The sequence below is a fragment of the Streptomyces tailanensis genome (assembly GCF_008386495.1).
GTDB lineage: Bacteria > Actinomycetota > Actinomycetes > Streptomycetales > Streptomycetaceae > Streptomyces > Streptomyces tailanensis.
Map to the genome: position 1 here is coordinate 32,083 of NZ_VTHJ01000057.1, position 18,348 is coordinate 50,430.

Sequence of the window (18,348 nt, forward strand, 5' to 3'; positions counted from 1 at the left end):
GGCCGCTCATGCCTCCGCGGCTGTCTCGCTGTCCTCTTCTTCCGAGAGGAAGCCCGGCAGCCACTCCTCGAGTTCGTCGCGCATGCGGACCGTCGCGCCGAGTTGGCACAGGACGCCGATGGTGCTCAGGGTCACGCGGTGGATGAGGAGGTAGGACGGGGGCAGGTTCAGCTGTTTGCCCAGTTGGTGAGCGGGGGAGCGGGGGTCGGCTATGCGGGCGGCCTGGCTGCGCATCCAGCCACGGGCGAAGGCGAACTCGTCCGCCCGGGCCGGTTCGATGATGGGGGACAGATAGTCGAGGACCGCGTCCGGGTCCAGGTCTATCGACTCCTTCACGAAGCCCTCCGTGCGGAGCATCTCGTAGACGGCCTCGGCCTCGCCCTCGATGGTCAGCCGCAGAGCTTCCCCGATCGGCGTGGGCAGGCCGCCCGGCAGGCGGTCCACCGTGCCGAAGTCGAGGACGCCGAGGCGCCAGCCGCGCTTCGCGTCCGGCAGGAGGCGGAAGTTGCCCGGGTGGGGGTCGGCGTGCAGGAGGCCGGTGCGGGTCGGGCCGGAGAAGAGGAAGCGGGTCAGCAACTGCCCTGCTCGGTCACGCTGTTCCTGAGTGCCGTCGGTGATCACCTCCGACAAGGGGGTGCCGTCCATCCACTCCGTCACCAGCACCTGCTCGCACTGGTGGACCACGGCCGGGACCTCGACATCCGGGTCGCCCGCGAACTCCTCCGCGTGCGCCTGCTGGGCCTGGGCCTCCAGGCCGTAGTCGAGCTCCTCGGAGACACGGTCCCGCAGTTCCGTGATGAGCGGTTTGATGTCCATTCCGGGGATGAGGGGGCCGAGGAGGCGGGCGAACCGGCTGAGTTGGCCGAGGTCGGAGAGGAGGGCCTCGCCCGCTCCGGGGTACTGGACCTTGACGGCGACCGCACGGCCGTCGTGCCACACCGCGCGGTGCACCTGGCCGATCGAGGCCGCCGCGGCCGGCTTGTCCTCGAACTCCAGGAACAGCTCCTGCCAGTCCTCGCCGATCCGCTCCTCCAGTACCGAGTGCACCGTGCGGGTCGGCATCGGCGGCGCCGCGTCCTGGAGTTTGGTCAGTGCCGCGCGGTAAGGGCCCGCGACTTCCTCCGGTAGCGCCGATTCGAAGACGGACAGGGCCTGCCCGAACTTCATGGCGCCGCCCTTCAGCTCGCCCAGGACTTTGAACAGCTGCTCCGCCGTGCGCTGTTGGAGTTCGCGGCCCACGAGTTCCGCGGACTCGCCGACGATGCGTTTGCCGAGTCCCCAGGTGGCCCGACCGGCGATGCCGAGCGGGAGCGCGGCGAGCTTGGCGGTCCGGGTGACCGCCTTCCGGGGAAGATCAGACATGCGCCCTCCAAGTCCCAGCCGGCTGTGCCGCGTGTGCCTTGCGGGACAACCTCGTTGACCGCTGATGCCCGGCCATTGTCTCGTGCGGTTCCCCGTCCTTCGATGTGTGTTCCCCGTTACCTTTCTCGCCAGCACCTTTCTCCGCCGCCCCACAGGGACAAACGGGATGCGGCCACACCGGGCGGGAGTGCCAGTCGAATCCGGGCACCGACGCCTCCCAGCGGGCGCCCACGCTGGACGGTACCTGCCCGTCGAGGAAGGCGAGCGCGTGCCCCGCGGCCAGTGCGGCGACGGTCGTGGCCAGAGCGAGATCGCAGGCCTCGACCTGGCGCGGACGGCCGGAGCGCCACTGGGTGACCAGACGCGGCCAGGTCTCGTCGCGGTCGGTGCGCCCCTGATCCAGGCAACCGGCGCAGCCCGTCTCACCGGGCAGGACCAGCGGGCCGACGACACCCGTTCCCTCCACCACCCCGGCGTAGAGATGCGGTGTCCCCGAGTCGATGAGCGGTTCGGAGGAGGTCGGCTTGGGGGCGTGGACGTCGACACCGTCGCGCGGGGCGAGGATCACCAAGGAGAAGCCGGGCTCCTCGCGGAGGCGGTCCGTCGGCGCGCTGTCCGCAGCTTCCGCAGGAGGCCGGCATCCGCGGCGGCGGCGAGGCGGGCGATCGGGCGCCGCGTGGCGAGCCGCTCGGCGGGCCGCCACATCCCTGCGCTCCCCGATCGACTCGGCCGGCAACCCACCCGGTGCCACATCCCACGGTTCGACCCGGCCGACGTCACGGACGTCGACCTCACCGACGCCGGCCCCCGACAACAGAGAGGCGAGCACTGCCCCCACCCGGCCGGCGCCCCGTACCTGCACTCTCAGTGAGCGGCGGGCGGCCAGGCACCGCATGGCGTCGCCCGGGGCGGGTGCGACCAGAGAGAGCGTGGCGGCGTCCGGGCGCAACCGGTTCAGGACCTCGGGCTTGCCGCGCAGCATGTCCGCGTCCGGGCCGCCACCCGTGGCGTCGTCCAGCAGTCCGGACCGGGCCAGCTGATCCACCAGCCCGTCCACATGGCCGTCGGGCAGGCCCATACCGCGGCCCTCCTCGCGCAGCAGCGGCAGCCCGCGTGTTCCGTCGAGCAGGTCGAGGAAGCTGCCTGTCGCCGTGTCCATCGGTCCCAGCACCATGGCGTGCGCCGGCGCGAGTCCGAACTGCACGGTGTTGAGATCCCGCCAGCCGCGCCGGAGCGCGGGCTTCACCATCGGATGCATCATCGGCCCCCGTAGTCAGAAGAAAGGTCCCCGCGTGCCGACGGTGCCAGTGCCTGGTCCGCCGACGAGTGCCAGCATGCACGGACTGCGACGACGTGTGTCGCGATTTGTCCACAGGTGACGGCATTCGTCGTACAAATCAGGCGCTCGGAGTGCGGATCGATATCGAACCGTCCCAGAGGCGGGACTTCCCCCGTGTGCAGCGGGTAACGTCGGGGCGTGCCCGCCGACCCACTGCACCGCGCCGGAAAGCCACAGCGCAGCACGACGAGCCAGCCGTCAAGCGACTCGAGGGCGAGCGCGATCGAGGTCCGCAGGAGCGCGCGACGGCGCAGAACGGTCTCCGCGTACCGCGAGGGCGATCGCACCGTCGTGCTCATCCCCGCTCGCATGTCCGAGGCGGAGGAGCAGCGCTGGGTGACCGTCATGCTCGACAAGCTGGCGGCGCAGGAGAGTAAACGGCTCCTCGGCGACGCCGAACTGTCCGAGCGGGCAGCCCGGCTGTCGGACCAGTACTTCGGCGGCCGCGCCCGGCCCACCTCGGTCCGCTGGGTCACCAACCAGAACACTCGCTGGGGCTCGTGCACCCCCGCCGAGGGCAGCATCCGCCTGTCGCACCGCCTGCAGGGCATGCCCGAATACGTCGTCGACTACGTCCTCCTCCACGAACTCGCGCACCTGCTCGTACCCGGCCACGGCCCCCGTTTCTGGCGACTGCTGGAGGCCTATCCGCGCACAGAGCGCGCCCGCGGCTACCTCGAAGGGGTGGTCGCCGCCGACCGCCTGCCGTATTTGCCCGCCGCTCGAGAAGAGTGACGCCTTCGGCGTGACGAGCGATCCGCCCTCGTGGCCGGGGACCGCGCCGCGCGCCCGGTGACACGAAGCGGGTGCTTCACGCGCGCGTATGTGCGTTTACGGGGCAGGTGGCCGAAGTCGCGCTTTTGTACCGGCTCTGTACCGGCCTCGTACGGCTCCGGATTTTGCGGTTAGCCTGACGCGACGCATTCGCAGGCGTACTCACTTTCGGGATGGGGGACGGTCGTTACGCATGGCCAGGGAATTCCAACGCGGCCACAAGGCCAAGATCAGTGACCTCACCGCGGGCACGGATCTGTACGTGGGTGTACAGATCACTGCCCCCGGGCTTTCCTTCGACATCAGCTGCTTCGGCCTGGACGCCGACGAACGGCTTTCGGACGACCGGTACTTCGTCTTCTTCAACCAGCCGAAGACTCCCGAGGAGTCGATCCAGCTCCTGGGCGCCCAGTCGGGTGACACGGAGTCCTTCCGGGTCACGCTCGACAAGATCCCGCCGCAGATCCAGAAGCTGTCGTTCACGGCGACGATCGACGGCAACGGGCAGATGTCGCAGATCTCCCCTGGCTACATCCGCATCGTCGCGGGTGGCGAGGAGGTGGCCCGATATCCGTTCGACGGCTCGGAGTTCTCCACCGAGCGCGCCGTGATGCTGGGCGACTTCTACCTGAAGGACGTATGGCGGTTCGCGGCCGTCGGGCAGGGCTTCGACGGTGGCCTGGACGCGCTGCTGAAGAACTTCGGCGGCGAGGTGGCCGAGGAAGAGCCCGCCGCCGCACCGCAGCACCCGCAGGGCGACGCCGCTCCAGGCTTCGCCGCGCCCGCGTTCGGCGCTCCGGCGGCTCCCGCACCCGCGCCCGCCCCGGAGCCCGCGCAGGGCTTCGCGCCCCCTGCGCCCTCGCCATCCGTGCATGCCGCGCCGACGATCGCCGCGCCCCTGAACACCCCGCCCGGCGGCACCGTCCCGCCGCAGGCCCCGCCCGCACCCCAGGGCGGGCCCTTCACGTCGCCCGGTGCCCCTCCCCAGGGCGGGCCCTTCACGTCGCCCGGCGCCCCTCCCCAGGGGGGACCCTTCACGCCTCCCCCTGGTGCCGCGCCGCAGGGCGGTCCTTTCACGCCCCCGGGTGCCCCCGCGGCCTTCCCGGGGCAGTCCCAGCCGTTCGGCGGTGGCGCGGCGCTCGCTCCTGTGCCGCCGGACGCGGGCCTGCGCGTCGTGCTGACCAAGTACTCCGAGGCGCCCGTCGGCGACCGCTGGACCGAGCAGAATCCGCAGATGGTCCGGACGACCCTCACCAAGGGCGCCAACATCCTCGCCAAGCAGGGCAGCATGGTCGCCTACCAGGGCGACATCGACTTCGCCCACAAGGGTTCCGGCCTGCTCGGCAAGTTGACGGGGCAGCTCACCGGCCAGGGCATGGCTCTGATGCGCTGTTCCGGAGACGGTGAGGTGTTCCTCGCCGACGAGGGCAGCCGCCTGTTCGTCATCCGGCTGCAGAACGAGCAGATCTACACCAGCGCGCGCGGAGTGCTCGCCTTCGACGAGGCGCTGGACACCGAGATCCGCCGTATCGAGGGCGCGGGTCTGCCCGGCGGCGGCCTGTTCAGCATGCTCTTCTCCGGCACGGGAGCGGTCGTCGTCAAGACGCGTGGCGTGCCCGTCGTCCTTCCGGTCGGCCCCGCCACCTACGTCGACGGCAACGCCGTCATCGCCTGGTCCGCCGGTGCGCAGGCCGTCACCACGACCTCGCTCAGGCTGCGCCGCTCCGGGTACGCCCGCCAGACCCAGGAGGCCATCAACCTCCAGTTCCGCGGCGCCCCCGGCAACTTCGTCGTTGTCCAGCCCTTCGAGGTGTGAGGCAGAGCATGGACCTCCAGACACTCAACGCGCACCGCTCCGCGTCCACCGGCATCCGTATGAGCGTGCACAGCTCCAAGACGCTCAAGGTCATGATGGTCACCGGACAGGACCTCCTGGCCAAGGCCGGCTCGATGATCGCGTACGACGGCTATGTGCAGTTCGACGGCCCGCCCGCCACGCTGCGCCGCAGCGCCGAGGAGATGGTCACCGGTGAGGGCGGCAAGCTGATGCTCTGCCGGGGCGACGGGGAGCTCTACCTCGCCGACTACGGCGGTGACGTCCTCATCCTCCATCTGAACAACGAGGCGCTCTCCGTCAACGGTCCCACCCTGCTGGCCTGCGACGCCTCCCTCCAGCTCTCCATCGAGCCGGTCAAGGGCCTCGCCAAGCTCTCCGGTTCCGGTCTGACCAACCTCGTGATCCGCGGCACCGGATGGGTCGCCCTGGTCAGCCGGGGCGTGCCGATCTCCCTCGACTGCGCCGAACGGGAGACGTACGTCGACCCGGACGCCCTGATCGCCTGGACGGACGGCCTCGACATGAAGGCCCGCCGCACCATCAAGGCCAGTGCGCTCATCGGCCGGGGCAGCGGTGAAGCCTTCCAGATCGGCTTCAAGGGACAGGGCTTCGTGGTCGTCCAGCCCAGCGAGGACACCGGCGACCGCTTCAAGATCCGTGGCTGACCGGGGCTGAGAGGAGCACCAGCACACCATGCACAGCACACTCTTCGCGCACATTCCGGTGGAGCACACCGAGCGCTACACGCTGCAGAACCCGCAGCTGCTCAAGACCGACGTGACCATCGGCAGCAGCCCCGTCCTCGCCCGGCAGGGCGCGATGGTCGCGTTCGAGGGGCAGGTCGAATTCGACAGTCAGTACCGCAACCGCAGCTGGCGCAACGCCGAGCGGATGACCGGTGAGCGGCTCGAACTCATGCGCTGCAAGGGCAACGGGATCGTGTATCTCGCCAACTTCGCGCAGTACCTGCACATCATGGAGGTCGGTCGCGGCATCACCGTCGACTCCTCCGCCGTTCTGGCGTTCGACGGTTCGCTCAACGTCGGCATCGTCGCCGTGGACAGCGCCGTCGAGGTGGCCTCGGCCGGGGCGTACAACCTGGAGCTGTCCGGCGGCGGCAAGGTCGTCCTGATGACCTCGGGCGAGCCGCTGGCCCTCGAGGTGACCCCCGAGAAGAACATCTGCGTCGACTCGGACGCCGTCATCGCCTGGTCCACCTCGCTGCGGACACAGCTCCAGGCGCCCACCTCGACCTCCGCCGTGTGGCGCCGCCGGGGCTCCACCGGCGAGGGCTGGGAGATGCACTTCGGGGGCAGCGGACACGTCCTGGTGCAGCCGAGCGAGCTGCTGCCGCCCCAGCACCTGCGTACGTCCGGGGTGCTCGGGCAGTTCGGCATGGGCGCCGGTGGGCTGAGCGGGAACTCCCTCGGGGGCAGCCGCAACTGATCGCCTGCGCGGGACATGTGTAAGGGGCGGCCGCAGTAGCGGCCGCCCCTTACACATGTCTTCGGTTCAGAGCCGTGCCCGCGTGGCCTCCAGCAGCCGTACGACCGACTCGTCGGCCACGTCCGCGACCTCGTCGTACGGGAACCAGCGGACGTCGAGCGACTCGTCGCTGACCAGGTGCTCGGCGTCCGGCGGGGCCAGCAGCGCGTACTGGACGTCGAAGTGGCAGTGGCAGGGCGGTGGGATCGGGTGCCGGTCCAGGCGCACCGGGCCGCCCGGGAGCAGCGTCAGCCCGGCGATGCCGGACTCCTCCGTCCCTTCGCGCAGGGCCGCCTCCGCCAGGGAGGTGTCCGCCGGCTCGCAGTGGCCGCCCATCTGGAGCCACATACGCAGCTTCTTGTGGAGGGTGAGGAGCACCCGGCCGCGGTCGGGGTCGATCACCAGGCCGCTCGCCGTGAGGTGCCCGGCGCCGCACGCCTTCCACATGCCGTCCGGGTGAGCCGCCAAGTGGTCGAGGTAAGCCTGGCGCAGCTCCGGCTGGTCCTCGTACCCCTTCAGTACGAGGACCGCGTCGTCGTACAGGCTCACTCGGTGTCGTCGTCCTTCTTCTTCAGATCGGGCTTCTCCGCGGAGCCGCCGGCCGCCTCGCCGAGCATCTTGTCCAGCTCGGAGAAGTCCAGCTGCTCACGGTGGACGAAGCCGTCCGGGTCGTCCAGGTCGGAGGCCGTGGGCAGCATGTCCGGGTGGGCCCACAGGGCGTCGCGGCCGTCGACACCGCGCGCGTCCGTGAGGGAGGCCCACAGGCGTGAGGCGTCACGCAGCCGGCGCGGGCGCAGCTCCAGGCCGATCAGCGTGGCGAACGTCTGCTCGGCGGGGCCACCCGTGGCGCGGCGGCGGCGCAGGGTCTCGCGCAGCGCGTCCGCGGACGACAGGCGCGGCTTCGCGGCCGCGTGGACCACCGCGTCCACCCAGCCCTCGACGAGCGCCAGGGCCGTCTCCAGACGGGCCAGCGCGGCCTTCTGCTCCGGGGTGTCCTCCGGCTGGAACATGCCCTGCTGGAGCGCCTGCTGCAGCTCCTCGGGGTTCTGCGGGTCGAACTGGCCGACCACGTCCTCCAGCTTGGCCGTGTCGACCTTGATCCCGCGCGCGTACCCCTCGACCGCGCCGAACAGATGCGAGCGCAGCCACGGCACATGGGCGAAGAGACGCTGGTGGGCGGCCTCGCGCAGGGCCAGATAGAGCCGCACCTCGTCCTTGGCGACGCCCAGGTCCTTGCCGAACGCCTCCACGTTCAGCGGCAGCAAGGCGGCCCTCCCGGCCGGGCCCAGCGGCAGGCCGACGTCGGTCGAGCCGACGACCTCGCCCGCGAGCACGCCTACGGCCTGCCCGATCTGCTGGCCGAACATGGCGCCGCCCATCGACTTCATCATGCCGATCAGCGGGCCGGCCATGGCCTGCATCTCCTCCGGCAGGATGTCGCCCATGGCGCCGCCGACCCGCTCGGCGACGGGGTCGACGAGCTCCTTCCAGGCGGGCAGGGTCGCCTCCACCCACTCCGCGCGGCTCCACGCCACGGCGGAGCCGGCGCCGGACGGCAGCGACGTCGCGTCGTCCAGCCACAGGTCGGCCAGGCGGACGGCCTCCTCGACCGCGGTGCGCTCGGCGGGACCGACGCTCTCGTCCTTCGTGCCGTCGGCGGTCCCCTGGGAGACCGTCTGGCGGGCGATCTGCTTGGCCATGTCCCAGTTCACCGGGCCGCCCTCGTACGAGAGCATCTGGCCCAGCTGCTGGAAGGCGGCGCCCAGGTCGCCCGGGTTCATGGAACCGAACATCGCGGCGAACGGATTGTCGGCGCCGGAGCCGCCGGCCCCGGGGAAAGCGAAGCCGAACGGGTTGGCCGGTCCCTGACCACCACCGCTCTGCTGGTCCTTCTTCTTGCCCTCGTCGCCGTCGTCCGGCTCCTCCGGCGGAAGGCCGAATCCGAATGGGGTGTCACTCACGGGATTCCTCGGCTTGTAGGGCCATCGGTTTTCTCCGACGGCACGGCTGCCCGAACACCACCCAGCGTAGACACCACGGCGGGTTAAGGCCTCGGTGCTCCGCCGACCGAAGGCCTGCGGCAGGATGGATGCCACCTGGTACGCACGCGTCACCCGCGTTCGTACTGAAGACAACCGCTGGAGACGCCCGGTGAGTTCCCCAGATCCGCAGGTTCGCGCAGCGCGAAACCACTCAGCCCGCCCGTCGCCCGACCACCACCCCTCAACGACGGCGCTTCGCGCCGGCGCGTCGACTGCCGTACGCGGACCCGTCGTCGCGGTCACCGGCGCCGCGTCCGGCGTGGGTGCGCTGCTCACCGAGCGGCTCGCCGAGTCCGACGACGTCCGGCAGGTCATCGCCATCGACGAGCGGCGCGGCGAGTGCGCGGCCGCCCAGTGGCACATCCTGGACGTACGGGACCCGGCGATCGCCGAGAAGCTGCGCGGGGCGGACGTCGTGGTGCACCTCGCCGTCGACCTCGACCTGGGCACCGACTCGGCGGCGCGCAGCGCGTACAACGTACGCGGGACGCAGACCGTGCTCACCGCGGCCGCCGCGGCCGGGGTACACCGGGTCGTGCTGTGCACCTCGGCGATGGTCTACGGGGCGCTGCCCGACAACGATCTGCCGCTCTCCGAGGACGCCGAGCTGCGGGCGACCGCCGAGGCGACCGGGGTCGGCGACCTGTTGGAGATCGAGCGGCTCGCGCGCCGGGCGCCGCGCGCCCATCCGGGCCTCAATGTCACCGTCGTACGGCCGGCTGTCCTCGTCGGAGGTACCGACACCGCGCTGACCAGGTACTTCGAGTCGCCTCGGCTGCTCGTGGTGGCCGGGTCGCGGCCCGCCTGGCAGTTCTGCCACGTCGAGGATCTGTGCGGTGCGCTGGAGTACGCCGTGCTGGAGAAGGTCGACGGGGAGCTTGCCGTCGGGTGCGAGGGGTGGCTGGAGCAGGAGGAGGTCGAGGAGCTCAGCGGGATCCGGCGGATGGAGCTGCCGTCGGCGGTCGCGCTGGGGGCCGCGGCTCGGCTGCACCGGATCGGGCTGACGCCTTCGCCGGCGGGGGATCTGGCGTACACGATGTATCCGTGGGTCGTGAGCGGGAGTCGGCTGCATGACGCCGGGTGGCGGCCGCAGTGGACGAACGAGGAGGTGCTCGCGGAGCTGCTGGAGGAGGTTTCCGGGCGGCACACCGTGGCCGGCCGTCGGTTGGGGCGGAAGGACGCGACGGCGGCGGGGGCCGCTGGTGCGACGGTGGCGCTGCTGGGTACGGCGGCGTTGGTGCGGCGGGCGCGGAAGGCTCGGCGGCGGCTGTGAGGCTGCCGTCCCAGCGGCAGGTTGCCCGCAGCTACGAACGGCTGAGCGGGTGGGGCACGATGGGGGTATGGCAGTGAACAATGATCATCCCGGTGAGCAGGGGACTGACGATCCCATCAAGCTGATCGGTATCCGGGAGACACCGCTCTCCGTCGATGAGGTGTTCCGGGCGGTCGGGGACGACGCCTCCGGGGGGACCGCGCTCTTCGTGGGGACCGTGCGGAACCACGACGGGGGCGTCGATGTCGACGCTCTGGGCTATTCGTGTCATCCGACCGCCGATGCGGAGATGCGGCGGATCGCGGAGAAGGTGGCCGCCGAGTACCCGGTGCGGGCGCTCGCGGCCGTGCATCGGGTGGGCGACCTGAGGGTCGGGGATCTCGCCGTGGTGGTCGCGGTGTCGTGTCCGCACCGGGGGGAGGCCTTCGAGGCGTGTCGCAGGCTCATCGACGATCTCAAGCACGAGGTGCCCATCTGGAAGCACCAGAAGTTCTCGGATGGCACGGAGGAGTGGGTTGGGGCCTGTTGAGCACCTTCACTGCCCTTCACCATGACCGGAAGGTGCCCCCGCGCCCGCGCGCGTTCCGGTTGCGTAACCCGCCCCCCAGCGTGAGCGTTGACGAAGCGGACGGATAATCTGCTGATCAGTCAGTTGCGGTCGTGTTGATGGGGTTGGGAGGTCGGCATGGCGGCGCTCGCCTGGTTGCTGATTCCACTGGTGGCTGCGATCGGTGCCGGACTGTGGGGCGGTTGGGCCGGCCGGAACCGCAAGGCCAGAGAGGACGGCACCGAGCTCGCGGGCTACACACGCTTCCGTGAGGCCATGGAGCGGTCCCACACCGGCGGCTAGGCCGCCCTTCACCGTCGCCCCGGACGGCGGCCCCGACAGTGCACTGACAGGCCTGTCCCGTACTGTCGTTCCATGCCACGCCGCACCGCGACGATGCTCGCCTCCACCCTGATGCTGATCGCGCTCCTGTGCGCGGGAGTGCTCATTCCCGTGCCGTATTCGGAGATGTCACCCGGGCCGACGGTGAACACGCTCGGGGACCACGGTGGCGAGCCGGTGCTGCAGATCTCGGGACACAAGACCTACGCGACGAGCGGCAACCTGAACATGACCACCGTCCGGGTCACGAGCGCCGACTACAAGATGAACCTCGTCGAGGCCGTGTACGGATGGCTGGCACACGACAACAAGGTCGTGCCCCACGACACGCTGTACCCGGACGGCAAGACCGAGGAGGAGTCGACACAGGAGAACGCCGAGGAGTTCAGCCAGTCCCAGGAGAGCGCCAAGGTCGCCGCCCTGAAGGAGCTGGACATCCCGGTGAAGTCCTGGGTGATCGTCTCCACCGTCCTCAAGGGCTCCCCGGCCGAGGGCAAGCTGCACGCCGGGGACGTGATCAAGTCCGTCGACGGTACGGCGGTCAAGGCGCCCGAGGACGTCGCGACGCTCGTCACCAAGCGCAAACCGGGCGAGGACGTCGACTTCGTCATCGTGCCCGCCAAGGCGCAGGCCGCCGCCGAGAAGGAGAACAAGACGGCGACCGAGACCGAGAAGGTCACGATCACCACCGCCAAGTCCGACGACACCGGTGAGGACCGGGCGATCGTCGGGATCTCCGCCGGGACCGATCACACGTTCCCGTTCACCATCGACATCAAGCTCGCCGACGTGGGCGGCCCGAGCGCCGGACTGATGTTCGCCCTCGGCATCTACGACAAGCTGACGCCGGGAGACCTCACCGGCGGCAAGTTCGTGGCCGGTACCGGCACGATCGACGACGCGGGCAAGGTCGGCCCGATCGGCGGCATCGAGATGAAGACGGTCGGCGCGCGCAGCAAGGGCGCCGAGTACTTCCTGACACCCAAGGACAACTGCGCCGCGGCCGCCAAGGACACCCCCGACGGACTCACCCTCGTCAAGGTGGACACCATCGACGACGCGCTCGGCGCCCTGGAAGACATCCGCTCCGGCGACACCGCCGACCTGCCAAAGTGCACCACCGAGGGCTGACGCGCACAGCGGGACCGACGTACACGCGCGTGTGGGGCGCTCCCTGGAGGGGGCGCCCCACGTCGTACACGCGAAGATCAGTCCACGAACGTCGCCGCCAGCGCCTCCGCCAGCCCCGGCACCAGCTCGGGGCCGGTGAGGACCTCGGTCGGGGAGTCCTTCTCACGCAGGCGGATCGCGGAGTCGCGGGAGCCGTCGCGGAGCACCGCGACCGTCATACGGACCTCCTGGCGGTCGGGGTGCTGGGCGACCCACGCCGTCAGCTTCTTCTCGCTCAGCCCCTGCGGAACCGCTGCCTCCGCGGACGGCGGCAGCATCAGCCGCTCCACGGTCAGCGCGCAGCCGGCCACCGCGTCGGGCCAGGCGATGGTGCCGAGGAACTCGTCCAGCGCCTTGCCGGCGGGGATCTCCTCCTGCTCGATCGGGGTGAGACCGGCGGTCTCGGACTCGTCCTGAAGACCGAGCTGGGCCGCGAGGGCGGGTTCCTGGGCCTTGAGGCGCGCGGTGTCTACGAGGGCGAAGAGGCGAGCGGGCTGGTCCCAGCCGAGGCCCGAGGCGTACTCGTCGATCTCGAGTACGGCCCGGGTGAGCGGGTTCGTTGCCATGGGAGTGTTGGACATGGTCACAATCCTGCCTCGTTCGTTACCGGAAGCGGGAACCGAGTAAAGCGTGAGTAAGTTGCATAGGTGAGGCCCCTACGATCACGGGGCCCGCTGGCGGGCCCGTAGACGCGGGCCTGACGGATCGACAGCGAACTTTGAGGTGCGCACCTTGGCTTTCCAGATGCCGGACCGCGGCGGAGGCCCGACGGGGCCGCGGATCAGAGTGGGCCGACCGTCCCGACGTGTCCGGACACTGCTCATGACGCTGGGCGTCCTTGCCGTTCTCGGCATGGCGTTCGTCATGTTCGCGGGGTTCTGGACGGACTGGCTCTGGTACCGGTCGGTGAAGTACTCCTCCGTCTTCACCACCACACTGTGGACGAAGATCGGACTCTTCGCCGTCTTCGGTCTGCTGATGGCGGCCTCGGTCGGCTTCAACATCTGGCTGGCGCACCGGCTGCGCCCGCCGCTGAGTGCCATGTCGATGGAGCAGCAGAGCCTCGACCGGTACCGCATGGGTATCGCGCCCTACAAGAAGTGGCTGCTCCTCGGGATCACCGCCCTGGTGGGCCTGATCGCCGGCGCCTCCGCCTCCGGGCAGTGGCGTACGTGGCTGATGTGGGTCAACGGGGTGTCGTTCGGCGAGAAGGATCCCCAGTTCGGCCTGGACGTCGCCTTCTACGCCTTCGACCTGCCCTGGTACCGCTTCCTGCTCGGCTTCGGCTTCGCCGCCGCCGTGCTCTCGGTGATCGCCGCCGCGCTCACGCACTACCTGTACGGCGGTCTCAGGGTCACCTCCCCGGGCGCGCGTGCCACGGCCGCGGCCACCGGGCACCTGTCGGTGCTCCTCGGTGTCTTCGTCGCCCTGAAGGCGGTCGCGTACTGGCTCGACCGGTACGGGCTCGCGGTGAAGTCCAGTGACTTCAAGGCGACGGGCAACTGGACGGGCCTCAGGTACGTCGACGCGAACGCGTATCTGCCGGCCAAGACGATCCTGTTCTGCATCGCCGTCATCTGCGCGCTGCTGTTCTTCGCCACCATCTGGCGGCGCACCTGGCAGCTGCCGGTCATCGGCTTCGGCCTGATGGTGCTCTCCGCGATCCTCATCGGCGGGCTGTACCCGGCGATCGTCCAGAAGTTCCAGGTCCAGCCGAACGAGCAGGCCAAGGAAGCGCCGTACGTCGAGAAGAACCTGGCGGCGACACGTCAGGCCTACGGCATCGACGGCACGGACGTCGAGGAGTACTCGGGCACGAGCGACACCACCAACAAGGCCAAGCTGCGCGCGGACGCCGACACCACGGCGAGCATCCGCATGCTCGACCCGAACATCGTCTCGCCGACGTTCCAGCAGCTCCAGCAGATGAGGAACTACTACGCGTTCCCCACGAACCTGGACGTCGACCGGTACAGCGGCGAGGACGGCGCGGAGCAGGACACCGTCATCGGTCTGCGCGAGCTGAACCTCGCGGGTATCCCGAAGAACAACTGGATCAACGACCACTTCCGCTACACCCACGGCTACGGCGTGGTCGCCGCCAAGGGCACCGAGGCCACCTCCGGCGGCCGCCCGGTGTTCACGGAGTCCGACCTGCCGTCCAAGGGCGACCTGGGCAAGTACCAGCAGCGGGTCTACTACGGCGAGAAGACCACCCAGTACTCGATCGTCGGCGGTCCCCAGAAGGAGATCGACTACTCCGACGACAGCGGTGAGAAGACCACCAGCTACAAGGGCAAGGGCGGGATCAACCTCTCCAACCCGGTCAACCGGGCCGCGTACGCGGTGGCGTTCAACGAGCCGCAGATCCTGTACTCCGGCGCCATCGGCGACGGTTCGCGGATCCTGTACAACCGCACGCCCAAGGAGCGCGTGGAGGCGGTCGCCCCCTGGCTGACCATCGACGGTGACGCCTACCCGGCCGTCGTCGACGGCAAGATCCAGTGGATCGTCGACGCGTACACCACCACCAACGGCTACCCGTACGCCTCCCGCACCACCCTGGGCGACACGACGGCCGACTCGCTGACCGCGGACAACAGCCAGCGCGCGGTGGTGGCCCAGCAGAACCAGGTCAACTACATCCGCAACTCGGTGAAGGCGACCGTCGACGCGTACACCGGCCAGGTCGAGCTCTACCAGTGGGACACCCAGGACCCGGTCCTGAAGACCTGGATGAAGGCGTTCCCCGGCACGGTGGAGCCGAAGACGGCCATCTCGGACTCGCTGCTGGCCCATCTCCGGTACCCGCAGGACCTCTTCAAGGTCCAGCGCGAACTGCTGACCCGCTACCACGTGAAGGACGCCGAGACGTTCCTCAGCGGCAGCGAGGTGTGGCAGGTCCCGGACGACCCGACCAACACCTCGGGCAACGCGGTCCCGCCGTACTACCTGAGCCTGAAGCTGCCGGGCCAGACGGAACAGGCGTTCTCGCTCACCACGACGCTCACGCCGAATGGCCGGGACAACCTCAGCGCCTTCGTGTCGGTCAACGCCGAGGCGGGCACCAAGGACTACGGCAAGATCAGAGTCCTGAAACTGCCGACCAGCGAACCGATCGACGGACCCAAACAGGTCCAGAGCCAGTTCAACTCCGAACAGGACATCGCCGAGACCATCAGCCTCCTCAAGAGAGGCGACTCACAGGTCGAGTACGGCAACCTCCTGACGGTCCCGCTCGACGGCGGACTGCTGTACGTGGAGCCCGTCTACGTACGCGGTGGCGGACTCAAGTACCCGCTGCTGCGCAAGGTCCTGGTGACCTACGGCGGCAACACGGCCTTCGAGGACACCCTCGACGAAGCGCTCAACAAGGTGTTCGAGACGGAGGGTTCGACCACCGAACCGCCGCCGGACGAGGGCGAAGAGGGCACCGACGAGCCGCCGGCCACCGGCGACCGGACGGTCCAACAGGCCCTGGAGGACGCCCAGAAGGCCTTCGACGAGGGTCAGCAGGCCCTCAAGGACGGCGACTGGGAGGCGTACGGCCGGGCCCAGCAGGACCTGGAGGACGCGCTGAAGCGGGCCGAGGAGGCGCAGGCCAACGCCGGTGAGACCGGTGAGACCGGTGACACCGGCGGCTCCGAAGGCGGCGAGAACAGCGACCAGAGCGGCGAAGAGGGCTCCGGGAGCGGGTGATTCAGAGCTCCACCCCGCGCCGTGATACGGTTGCCGAGCAACGGCGCGGGGTGGAGCAGCTCGGTAGCTCGCTGGGCTCATAACCCAGAGGTCGCAGGTTCAAATCCTGTCCCCGCTACTGAAGTTGAAGGCCCGGATCCTCCAAAGGATCCGGGCCTTCGACGTGTTGCCGGGAGGCGCGGGGAAATCTGTGTTTGACTTGTCGCTCTGTGGGCATGTCGACAAAACGCTGTAGTGACCTCAATGGCTGCGGTATACCAGGTGTACCCAGGTTGCAGGTGGTGCGACGATGGACGTTATGGGGGACAAGGCAACTCTGTTGGAGACAGGGCGGTTTGCGCAGTCTGCCGACTTTGCGCTGTCTACCGATTTTGTGATGCCCGCGGAGCCCGGGCTGTCGGTCGACTCCATGGGTGCGGCAGGCGAGGACGAGACGGGCGACGCCGCCGAGGAAGCACGTCAGCGGCTCGCCGCCGAAGCCGGTGACGCCGAGGCGATGAGCGTGCTGGGGGCCATGCTGTTGCGCCGTGGTGACCTCGACGGAGCCGAGCCCCATCTGCGTGCCGCCACCGCCGCCGGGGACCGTGCCGCTGCCAATAACCTGGGTGTTCTGCTGCACCAGCGCGGCTACGCCGACGAGGCCGCCCATTGGTGGCGGATCGCCGCCGTCGCCGGTTCCGCCGCCGCCGCGCACGCGCTCGGCCGGCACCACCGTGAGCGCGGTGACGAACCGGCCGCCGAGTACTGGCTGCGCCAGTCCGCCGAGCAGGGGCACGCCCTGGGGGCGTACGCGCTCGCCGATCTGCTCGAACACCGCAGCGATGCCACCGCCGGACAGTGGATGCGGGCCGCCGCCGAGCGCGGGCACCGCGAAGCCGCGTACCGGCTCGCGCGGGCGCTCGACCAGCGTGCCGAGCGCGAGGAGCATGCGGCCGTGGGCGAGGGGCGCAGGATCGCGCGGGCGGCGCTCGAAATCGGGGGCGCGAGCCGTGAACCCGTACGGGAGAGCCGTGAACCCGTACGGGAGGGGCGTGCCGCCGTACGAGAAGGTCGTTCCGCTGTGCGTGAGGGGGAGACCGGGGCTGACAACGGTGCCGGGGCGACCGCGGCCGAGGAGGCCGAGCAGTGGTACCGCCAGGCCGCCGCACGTGGGCACCGGCGGGCCGCGCTGCACCTCGGGGCGATCCTGGAGCGGCGCGGGGAGCTCAAGGAGGCCGGGCGCTGGTACCTGACCTCCGCCAAGGACGGCGAGCCGCGCGCCGCGTGCGCCCTCGGATTCCTGCTGCGGGACGCGGGCGACACCGAGAGCGCCGCCGTGTGGTGGCTGCGCGCCGCCCAGGATGGCGACGGCAACGCGGCGAACGCCTTGGGCGCGCTGCACGCCGAGCGCGGGGAGACGCAGACCGCCGAGCGGTGGTACCGGGCCGCGATGGACGCCGGTGACGTCAACGGCGCGTACAACCTCGGGCTGCTCTGCGCCGAGCAGGGGCGGACCGCGCAGGCCGAGCAGTGGTACCGGCGCGCCGCGTACGCCGGGCACCGGGAGGCCGCGAACGCGCTGGCTATTTTGCTGCTCCAGGTCGGCGACGCGGCCGGGGCCGAGCCGTGGTTCTCCAAGGCCGCCGAGTCCGGCAGCGTGGACGCCGCCTTCAACCTCGGCATCTTGCACGCCGGGCGGGGCGACGACGTGACCGCGCTCGTCTGGTACGAGCGGGCCGCCGCCGCCGGCCACACCGAGGCGGCGCTCCAGGTCGCCATCGCGCGGCTGCGGGACGGCGACGAGCGGGCCGCGGAGCGGCATCTGCGGTGCGCCGCCGGTGGCGGCAGCGCGGAGGCCGCGTACCGGCTGGCCGCCGTGCTCGACGCGCGCCGGCCGCCCGCGCCCGCGCATGAGCTGGGGGAGCCGGTGCGGGAGAAGAACGAGTGCGAGGAGTGGTACGAGCGGGCCGCGTCCCAAGGGCATCGGCGGGCGCAGGTGCGGGTCGGGATGCTCGCGGCCGGGCGGGGGGACGTCGTCGAGGCGGCTCGGTGGTACCGGGTCGCGGCGGAGGCCGGGTCTCGCAACGGGGCGTTCAATCTCGGTCTGCTGCTCGCCCGGGAGGGGAGTGAGCCGGAGGCCGCGATGTGGTGGGCTCGGGCCGCCGACGCGGGGCATGGGCGGGCGGCTCTGCGGCTTGCCCTCGTCTACGCGCGTCGGGGGGAGCTGGTGGAGGGGCAGCGGTGGGCCGATCGGGCCGTGTCGCTCGGGCCGGCGGAGGTCGCGGAGCGGGCGGCGCGGTTGCGGGACGCGCTGCGGGACGAGCTGTCGGCGTAGGGGCTGCGCCGAGGGGGGTTTGAGAGGCGCCCGGTGCTGGGGCTGGGCGGGGGTTGGGTGCGCGGCCCGGCGCTTACGGGGTGCCGCCTGCGCCCGCCCTCCCCCACTCTCGGCTTCGCTCGAGCGGGAGGTACCCCCATCGCCCCAGCGGCACGACTGCCCGC

General features: G+C 70.5%; 15 protein-coding genes and 1 tRNA gene. 11 read left to right on the top strand and 5 right to left on the bottom strand.

Annotated elements, in window-relative coordinates; translation table 11 throughout:
- Window positions 1-6: 6 nt before the first annotated feature.
- The gene (locus tag F3T56_RS35205; RefSeq protein ID WP_149829411.1) at window positions 7-1,362 is read right to left on the bottom strand and encodes an ABC1 kinase family protein; all 1,356 of its coding nucleotides are present in this window, start codon (window positions 1,360-1,362) and stop codon (window positions 7-9) included.
- Window positions 1,355-2,620: a TOMM precursor leader peptide-binding protein gene (locus F3T56_RS35210; protein WP_149829412.1), complete on the bottom strand. Its 1,266-nt coding sequence runs from the start codon at window positions 2,618-2,620 to the stop codon at window positions 1,355-1,357. The genes F3T56_RS35205 and F3T56_RS35210 overlap by 8 nt, the downstream gene beginning before the upstream one ends.
- Before the next feature lie 219 nt (window positions 2,621-2,839).
- Here F3T56_RS35210 and F3T56_RS35215 point away from each other — a divergent pair, with 219 nt between their 5' ends.
- The 4 genes from F3T56_RS35215 (at window position 2,840) to F3T56_RS35230 (ending at window position 6,758) form a co-directional block, all read left to right on the top strand.
- Complete coding sequence (locus F3T56_RS35215; RefSeq protein ID WP_149829413.1) at window positions 2,840-3,436, top strand: M48 metallopeptidase family protein; 597 nt, start codon at window positions 2,840-2,842, stop codon at window positions 3,434-3,436.
- Between the two features lie 232 nt (window positions 3,437-3,668).
- Window positions 3,669-5,291, top strand: a complete 1,623-nt coding sequence (locus F3T56_RS35220) for a TerD family protein (RefSeq protein ID WP_149829414.1) — start codon at window positions 3,669-3,671, stop codon at window positions 5,289-5,291.
- 8 nt (window positions 5,292-5,299) lie between these two features.
- Complete coding sequence (locus tag F3T56_RS35225) at window positions 5,300-5,977, top strand: AIM24 family protein (RefSeq protein WP_149829415.1); 678 nt, start codon at window positions 5,300-5,302, stop codon at window positions 5,975-5,977.
- Between the two features lie 28 nt (window positions 5,978-6,005).
- Window positions 6,006-6,758 (top strand): AIM24 family protein, encoded by a 753-nt coding sequence (locus F3T56_RS35230; protein ID WP_149829416.1) that lies wholly within the window; start codon window positions 6,006-6,008, stop codon window positions 6,756-6,758.
- Window positions 6,759-6,824: 66 nt separating this feature from the next.
- Here the strand turns inward: F3T56_RS35230 and F3T56_RS35235 are convergent, their stop codons facing one another.
- Window positions 6,825-7,346: an NUDIX hydrolase gene (locus tag F3T56_RS35235; RefSeq protein ID WP_149829417.1), complete on the bottom strand. Its 522-nt coding sequence runs from the start codon at window positions 7,344-7,346 to the stop codon at window positions 6,825-6,827.
- The gene (locus F3T56_RS35240) at window positions 7,343-8,758 is read right to left on the bottom strand and encodes a zinc-dependent metalloprotease (RefSeq protein ID WP_149829418.1); all 1,416 of its coding nucleotides are present in this window, start codon (window positions 8,756-8,758) and stop codon (window positions 7,343-7,345) included. The genes F3T56_RS35235 and F3T56_RS35240 overlap by 4 nt, the downstream gene beginning before the upstream one ends.
- A 190-nt stretch (window positions 8,759-8,948) precedes the next feature.
- On the opposite strand from F3T56_RS35240, the gene F3T56_RS35245 reads away from it, so the two are divergent.
- The 4 genes from F3T56_RS35245 (at window position 8,949) to F3T56_RS35255 (ending at window position 12,132) form a co-directional block, all read left to right on the top strand.
- Complete coding sequence (locus F3T56_RS35245) at window positions 8,949-10,112, top strand: SDR family oxidoreductase (RefSeq protein WP_149829419.1); 1,164 nt, start codon at window positions 8,949-8,951, stop codon at window positions 10,110-10,112.
- 67 nt (window positions 10,113-10,179) lie between these two features.
- Window positions 10,180-10,641, top strand: a complete 462-nt coding sequence (locus F3T56_RS35250) for a molybdenum cofactor biosynthesis protein MoaE (RefSeq protein ID WP_149829420.1) — start codon at window positions 10,180-10,182, stop codon at window positions 10,639-10,641.
- Between the two features lie 189 nt (window positions 10,642-10,830).
- On the top strand, window positions 10,831-10,962 hold the full coding sequence (locus tag F3T56_RS49480; RefSeq protein WP_281291940.1) for a hypothetical protein: 132 nt from the start codon (window positions 10,831-10,833) through the stop codon (window positions 10,960-10,962).
- Window positions 10,963-11,034: 72 nt separating this feature from the next.
- Complete coding sequence (locus F3T56_RS35255; protein WP_149829421.1) at window positions 11,035-12,132, top strand: YlbL family protein; 1,098 nt, start codon at window positions 11,035-11,037, stop codon at window positions 12,130-12,132.
- Window positions 12,133-12,209: 77 nt separating this feature from the next.
- Here F3T56_RS35255 and F3T56_RS35260 read toward each other — a convergent pair whose 3' ends face one another.
- The gene (locus F3T56_RS35260; RefSeq protein WP_149829422.1) at window positions 12,210-12,752 is read right to left on the bottom strand and encodes a PPA1309 family protein; all 543 of its coding nucleotides are present in this window, start codon (window positions 12,750-12,752) and stop codon (window positions 12,210-12,212) included.
- Between the two features lie 163 nt (window positions 12,753-12,915).
- Here F3T56_RS35260 and F3T56_RS35265 point away from each other — a divergent pair, with 163 nt between their 5' ends.
- The 3 genes from F3T56_RS35265 to F3T56_RS35275 all read left to right on the top strand — a co-directional run bounded on the left by F3T56_RS35265 (window position 12,916) and on the right by F3T56_RS35275 (window position 18,184).
- Window positions 12,916-15,870, top strand: coding sequence for a UPF0182 family membrane protein (locus F3T56_RS35265; RefSeq protein ID WP_149829443.1), 2,955 nt, complete (start codon window positions 12,916-12,918; stop codon window positions 15,868-15,870).
- A 44-nt stretch (window positions 15,871-15,914) separates the two neighbouring features.
- Window positions 15,915-15,988 (top strand) — tRNA-Met (locus F3T56_RS35270).
- A gap of 291 nt (window positions 15,989-16,279) precedes the next feature.
- Window positions 16,280-18,184 (top strand): tetratricopeptide repeat protein, encoded by a 1,905-nt coding sequence (locus F3T56_RS35275; protein WP_425473701.1) that lies wholly within the window; start codon window positions 16,280-16,282, stop codon window positions 18,182-18,184.
- Window positions 18,185-18,348 lie beyond the last annotated feature (164 nt).